This is a genomic window from Vibrio sp. 2017_1457_13 (genome assembly GCF_030851525.1).
Taxonomy (GTDB): Bacteria; Pseudomonadota; Gammaproteobacteria; order Enterobacterales; family Vibrionaceae; genus Vibrio; species Vibrio metschnikovii.
The window spans coordinates 1-6323 of sequence record NZ_VHTA01000023.1 but is presented as its reverse complement, the minus strand read 5'-3'; the positions used below and the strand labels follow the sequence as shown (position 1 = coordinate 6323).

4 protein-coding genes are annotated in these 6323 nt (G+C 39.5%); all 4 read left to right on the top strand.

Features of this window, described 5'->3' with window-relative positions; genetic code table 11:
* The first annotated feature begins 1035 nt into the window (after positions 1–1035).
* Complete coding sequence (locus FKN88_RS17105) at positions 1036–1368, top strand: type II toxin-antitoxin system RelE/ParE family toxin (protein WP_170905661.1); 333 nt, start codon at positions 1036–1038, stop codon at positions 1366–1368.
* On the top strand, positions 1355–1669 hold the full coding sequence (locus FKN88_RS17100) for a DNA-binding transcriptional regulator (RefSeq protein ID WP_017049537.1): 315 nt from the start codon (positions 1355–1357) through the stop codon (positions 1667–1669). Before FKN88_RS17105 ends, FKN88_RS17100 begins: the two co-directional genes overlap by 14 nt.
* A gap of 151 nt (positions 1670–1820) precedes the next feature.
* Positions 1821–2342: a GNAT family N-acetyltransferase gene (locus tag FKN88_RS17095; RefSeq protein ID WP_306687758.1), complete on the top strand. Its 522-nt coding sequence runs from the start codon at positions 1821–1823 to the stop codon at positions 2340–2342.
* Positions 2343–5664: 3322 nt separating this feature from the next.
* Positions 5665–6081, top strand: coding sequence for a VOC family protein (locus tag FKN88_RS17090; protein WP_017045395.1), 417 nt, complete (start codon positions 5665–5667; stop codon positions 6079–6081).
* Positions 6082–6323 lie beyond the last annotated feature (242 nt).

The following is a 6323-nucleotide window of genomic DNA, read 5'->3' as shown; positions in this document are numbered from 1 at the left end:
GGCTTTGCTCTGATAAATTGTGTGCGTAAAAGGTTCGATTGTTGCTGAAAGGTCTCTTTCTTTGGTGTTGCTGGTTCATTGATTCCGCAGGCTAATTCGCTTCAACTTGTTTGGGATCTTATCGGCATCAATGATTGCTGAAAGTAGGCAAGTTTATCATTTTGAGTTAAAGTGGTTTGAACTAGTAAACGTTGCAAAAGTTCAATGTAATCAATAAGTAATAAAGCATAACAAACGCTTCAAGAGGGACTTCCAACGCGTGGCATTTTTATTATGCGTTGGTTTTTGTGGTTACAGTGTTATGCGGTAACTTGGTAGTAGCGTTGTCAGCCCCTTAAGCGGGCGTTATGCTTTATTGAGACTCAGCAAAATCAATATATAAATTTTAATGGGAAAACTTAGTCTGATTTAGAAGTTTTCCTATTCTAATTCATTGATATTATGAGATTATTGTTCTTTTTGGTAGCGATTGAAAGTTGAACGATACTTGTGCTTTTTCGGTAACTTTGCCCTGATAAATTGTGTACGCAAAAGGTTCGATTGTTGCTGAAAGGTCTCTTTCTTTGGTGTTGCTGGTTCATTGATTCCTCAGGCTATTTCGCTTCAGCATGTTTGGGATCTCATGAACATCTTGCTTGTTGACAGTGTTTGGTTAGCGCAAGTTTATCGATGTTTGTGCGCTTTTGTCCGGCTTTGCTCTGATAAATTGTGTGCGTAAAAGGTTCGATTGTTGCTGAAAGTAGGCAAGTTTATCATTTTGAGTTAGAGTGCTGCGAACAAATGAATTTTTTAAAAGTTCAATATAATCAATAAGTAATAAAGCATAACAAACGCTTCAAGAGGGACTTCCAACGCGCGGCATTTCTATTATGCGTTGGTTTTTGTGGTTTTAGTGTTATGCGGAAACTTGGTAGTAGCGTTGTCAGCCCCTTAAGCGGGCGTTATAGCTCAGGTCAGATTTACCGCTCAAAAATTATGGCTACGTTAATCACGTATAGTGTTGCTATCTATACGTCAATTGCGTACACTTGACGTATGAAAAGTGTATTTGTCGAATCAACCATATTTGAAAAGTACCGCAATGAATATCTCAGCGATGATGAATTTAGGCTTTTTCAAGCTGAGTTAATGTCTAACCCGAAGCAGGGTGACGTGATTCAAGGTACAGGTGGTTTGCGAAAGATTCGAGTTGCAAGTAAAGGTAAGGGCAAGCGTGGTGGCTCTCGCGTGATCTATTACTTCCTCGATGAGAAGCGTCGTTTCTACTTGCTAACGGTTTACGGCAAGAATGAAATGTCCGACTTAACCGCAGACCAAAAGAAGCAACTAAAGGCTTTTATGGAGGCGTGGCGTAATGAGCAATCGTGATCTATTTGCAGAGTTAAGTTCAGCACTTGTTGAGGCTAAAGAGCATTCAGAGGGCAAACTTACCCTTAAAACTCATCAAGTTAATGACATCAGTGAGTTAAATATCTCACCAGATGAAATCGTGAGTATTCGAGAGCAGTTTAATATGTCTCGTGGTGTGTTTGCTCGTTTGTTGCACACCTCATCTCGTACGTTAGAAAACTGGGAACAAGGGCGTAGCGCACCAAATGGACAAGCAGTAACCCTGTTAAAGCTGGTTCAGCGTCATCCAGAAACCCTGTCACATATAGCTGAGCTATAACAAACAATTCAAGCAGACCCTCAACGCGTGGCATTTTCGTTTTGCGTTGAGTTTAGTGATTACGGTGTAATGCGGGAAGTTGGTAGTAGCGTTTCGGGCTACTTAATTGGGCGTTAGTTTGCTACAGGTTATCGGGAAGTACAGTGAAAAAATGAACGTAGATATCAGATCAGCAAAGGAAGTCGAACTTGAATTAATTCATTCTTTAGTTATTTCAAATGATGAATGGACAAAGTTCAATGCGCCTTATTTTCCTTACTCTCATCCTACACTAGAACAGTTTAAACATTCATTCTTTCAGCGTTTATTGATTGGCTCAGATTTACAATTGATTACGGTTGATGACGTTCCAGTAGGAACAGTTAGCTGTTACTGGGAATGTGAAGAAACTCGTTGGCTTGAAGCTGGCGCAGTTATTTATAATCAAGATTATTGGGGTAAAGGTATTGCTGCTAAAGCTATACCTTTATGGGTATCGTACTTATTTGCAAGTAAAGAAATCGAAAGGGTAGGGTTAACCACTTGGTCAGGTAATCCTCGAATGATGTCTCTCGCATTGAAACTAGGTTTCGAGCAAGAAGCTAGTCTTCGAAAAGTACGTTACTACCAAGGTAAATACTATGATTCGGTCAAATTTGGTGTATTACGCTCGGAGTGGTTAGAACGCAACTAACAAGGCGTTAAAGAGGGATTCGCAACGCGTGGCATTTTCGTTATGCGTTGATTTTATTAGTTTTTAGTGTAATGCGGTGAGTTTGTAGTTGCGTTGCTCACCCCTTAACGCGGCGTTATGCTTTATTGAACCTCAGCAAAATCAATATGTAAATTTTAATGGGAAAACTTAGTCTGATTTAGAAGTTTTCCTATTCTAATTCATTGATATTATGAGTTTATTGTTCTTTTTGGTTGCTATTGAAAGTTGATCGATGCTTGAGTTTATTCGGCCAACTCTGCTCTGATAAATTGTGTACAAAAAAGGTTCGATTGATGCTGAAAGGTCTCTTTCTTTTGTGTTGATTGTTCATTGATTCCGCTGGCTATTTCGCTTCAGCATGTTTGGGATCTCATGAATATCTTACTTGCTGACAGTGTTTGGTTAGCGCAAGTTTATCGGTGGTTATGCGCTTTTTTCCGGCTCAGCCCTGATAAATTGTATGTGTAAAAGGTTCAACTGTTGCTGAAAAGTCTCTTTCTTTGGTGTTGTTTGCTCCTTGATTCCACAGGCTATTTCGCTTCAACTTATTTGGGATCTTATCGGCAACAATGATTGTTGAAAGTAGGCTGGTTTGTCATTTTGAGTTAAACTGCTTCGAACAAATAAATTTTGTAAAAGTTCAATATAATCAATAAGTAATAAAGCATAACAAACGCTTCAAGAGGGACTTCCAACGCGCGGCATTTTCATTATGCGTTGATTTTTGTGATTACGGTGTTATGCGGAAACTTGGTAGTAGCGTTGTCAGCCCCTTAAGCGGGCGTTATGCTTTATTGAGCCTCAGCAAAATCAATATATAAATTTTAATGGGAAAACTTAGTCTGATTTAAAGGGTCGTTTTCTGTTCTAATTCATTTATATTATGGGTTTATTGTTCTTTTTTGTGGCGATTGAAAGTTGAACGAGGCTTTTGTGTTTTTGTCGGCTTTTGCTCTGATAAATTGTGTATGCAAAAGGTTCGATTATCGCTGAAAAGTCTCTTTCTTTGGTGTTGTTTGCTCATTGATTCCGCAGGCTATTTCGCTTCAGCATGTTTGGGATCTCATTGGCATCTAGCTTGCTGACAGTGTTTGGTTAGCGCAAGTTTATCGGCGAATGTGCGTTTTTATCCGGCTCTGCTCTGATAAATTGTGTGCGCAAAAGGTTCGATTGTTGCTGAAAGGTCTCTTTCTTTGGTGTCGATTGTTCATTGATTCCGCAGGCTATTTCGCTTCAACTTATTTGGGATCTTATCGGCACCAATGATTGCTGAAAGTAGGCAAGTTTATCATTTTGAGTTAAAGTGGCTTTAACGAATGAACATTGTAAAAGTTCAATGTAATCAATAGTTAATAAAGCATAACAAACGCTTCAAGAGGGACTTCCAACGCGTGGCATTTTTATTATGCGTTGATTTCGGTGGTTTCAGTATTATGCGGAAACTTGGTAGTAGCGTTGTCAGCCCCTTAAGCGGGCGTTATGCTTTATTGAGCCTCAGCAAAATCAATATATAAATTTTAATAGGAAAACTTAATCTAATTTAGAAGTTTTCTTATTCTAATTTATTGATATTATGAGTTTATTGTTCTTTTTGGTTGCTATTGAAAGTTGATCGATGCTTGAGTTTATTCGGCCAACTCTGCTCTGATAAATTGTGTACGTAAAAGGTTCGATTTTTGCTGAAAGGTCTCTTTCTTTGGTGTTGCTGGTTCAATGATTCCACCGGCTATTTCGCTTCAGCATGTTTGGGATCTCATGAATATCTTACTTGCTGACAGTGTTTGGTTCGCGCAAGTTTATCGATGATTATGCGCTTTTTTCCGGCACTGCTCTGATAAATTGTGTGCGTAAAAGGCTCAATTGTCGCTGAACGGTCTCTTCCTTTGTTGTTGTTGACCCCTTGATTCCTCAGGCTAATTCGCTTCAACTTGTTTGGGATCTTATCGGCATCAATGATTGCTGAAAGTAGGCAAGTTTATCATTTTGAGTTAAAGTGCTCGTAACCAATAAGTGTTGTAAAAGTTCAATATAATCAATAAGTAATAAAGCATAACAAACGCTTCAAGAGGGACTTCCAACGCGTGGCATTTTTATTATGCGTTGATTTTTGTGGTTACGGTGTTATGCGGAAACTTGGTAGTAGCGTTGTCAGCCCCTTAAGCGGGCGTTAGGTCACAACGGGATCACACGAATAATGTATGAAGATATCGAGTGAGTATGGAATAGCCAATAGGGTATAGAGGAAAGAAGGCAAAAAGGACGAATATTAGTCATTTCCATGATACCCTTGAGGCGCTTTCGTGCGCACCTTAATCGGGGCGCGATTGAAGCGTGACGCCCGCAAGACCTCAAGGTAGAGCGATGCCCAATACTTCGGCTTCGATTTTTGTCTTTTTCTTCAATTCTTTTTTGATAGTCAATAATGAACGAGAGACCATAGGCAACATTGGTCGTGACCTAACAAACGATTCAAGACAGACTCGCAACGCAAAGCATTGTTATTATGCGTGTAGTTTGGTGATAAAGTCGTTATGCGGAAGGTTGGTAGTCGCGTTGTTCGCTGCTTAATCGGGCGTTATGCTTTATTGAGCCTCAGCAAAATCAATATATAAATTTTAATGGGAAAACTTAATCTAATTTAGAAGTTTTCTTATTCTAATTTATTGATATTATGAGTTTATTGTTCTTTTTGGTTGCTATTGAAAGTTGATCGATGCTTGAGTTTATTCGGCCAACTCTGCTCTGATAAATTGTGTACGCAAAAGGTTCGATTTTTGCTGAAAGGTCTCTTTCTTTGGTGTTGCTGGTTCATTGATTCCACCGGCTATTTCGCTTCAGCATGTTTGGGATCTCATGAATATCTTACTTGCTGACAGTGTTTGGTTCGCGCAAGTTTATCGATGATTATGCGCTTTTTTCCGGCACTGCTCTGATAAATTGTGTGCGTAAAAGGCTCAATTGTCGCTGAACGGTCTCTTCCTTTGGTGTTGTTGACCCCTTGATTCCTCAGGCTAATTCGCTTCAACTTGTTTGGGATCTTATCGGCATCAATGATTGCTGAAAGTAGGCAAGTTTATCATTTTGAGTTAAAGTGCTCGTAACCAATAAGTGTTGTAAAAGTTCAATATAATCAATAAGTAATAAAGCATAACAAACGCTTCAAGAGGGACTTCCAACGCGCGGCATTTTCATTATGCGTTGATTTTGGTGGTTATGGTGTTATGCGGAAACTTGGTAGTAGCGTTGTCAGCCCCTTAAGCGGGCGTTATGCTACCAGTCGAAATCTTCAATAAGGAATACTATGAAACAGAACATTGTCCATATTGCTTTAGTTGTAAAAGATTATGATGAAGCCATTGATTTTTATGTAAACAAACTCAAATTTGAACTTATTGAAGATACACATCAACCTGAACAAGACAAACGTTGGGTGGTTGTGGCTCCACCAAATTCTCATGGTGTTACGTTGTTACTCGCCAGAGCCTCGAAGCCAGAGCAGCATGATTTCATTGGAAATCAAGCAGGCGGTCGAGTATTCCTGTTCCTAAATACTGATGATTTCTGGCGTGACTTTAAGCGTATGAAATCGATTGGTATTAACTTCGTCCGCGAGCCAACAGAAGAAGACTATGGGACGGTAGCAGTGTTTGAAGACTTGTATGGAAACTTGTGGGATCTTCTTCAATTGAATCCAAGCCATCCAATGGCAAAAAGGTAGCATAACAAACGCTTCAAGAGGGACTTCCAACGCGCGGCATTTTTATTATGCGTTGGTTTTGGTGGTTTCAGTATTATGCGGAAACTTGGTAGTCGCGTTGTCAGCCCCTTAAGCGGGCGTTATACGTGCTTATCAGAATTATCGCCAAACTGTTTATTTATACAGTTGTAAAATGTATGCTTCATATGAATCAATAGGAGCGTCATGATGACAATAAAATTCGAAGAAAAAGTGCCTAGTCC

Bases quoted from the DNA above. Each gene is read 5' to 3' on its own strand.
- FKN88_RS17090 (WP_017045395.1), top strand. From the start codon at position 5,665: ATGAAACAGAACATTGTCCATATTGCTTTAGTTGTAAAAGATTATGAT.
- FKN88_RS17095 (WP_306687758.1), top strand. From the start codon at position 1,821: ATGAACGTAGATATCAGATCAGCAAAGGAAGTCGAACTTGAATTAATT.
- FKN88_RS17100 (WP_017049537.1), top strand. From the start codon at position 1,355: ATGAGCAATCGTGATCTATTTGCAGAGTTAAGTTCAGCACTTGTTGAG.
- FKN88_RS17105 (WP_170905661.1), top strand. From the start codon at position 1,036: ATGAAAAGTGTATTTGTCGAATCAACCATATTTGAAAAGTACCGCAAT.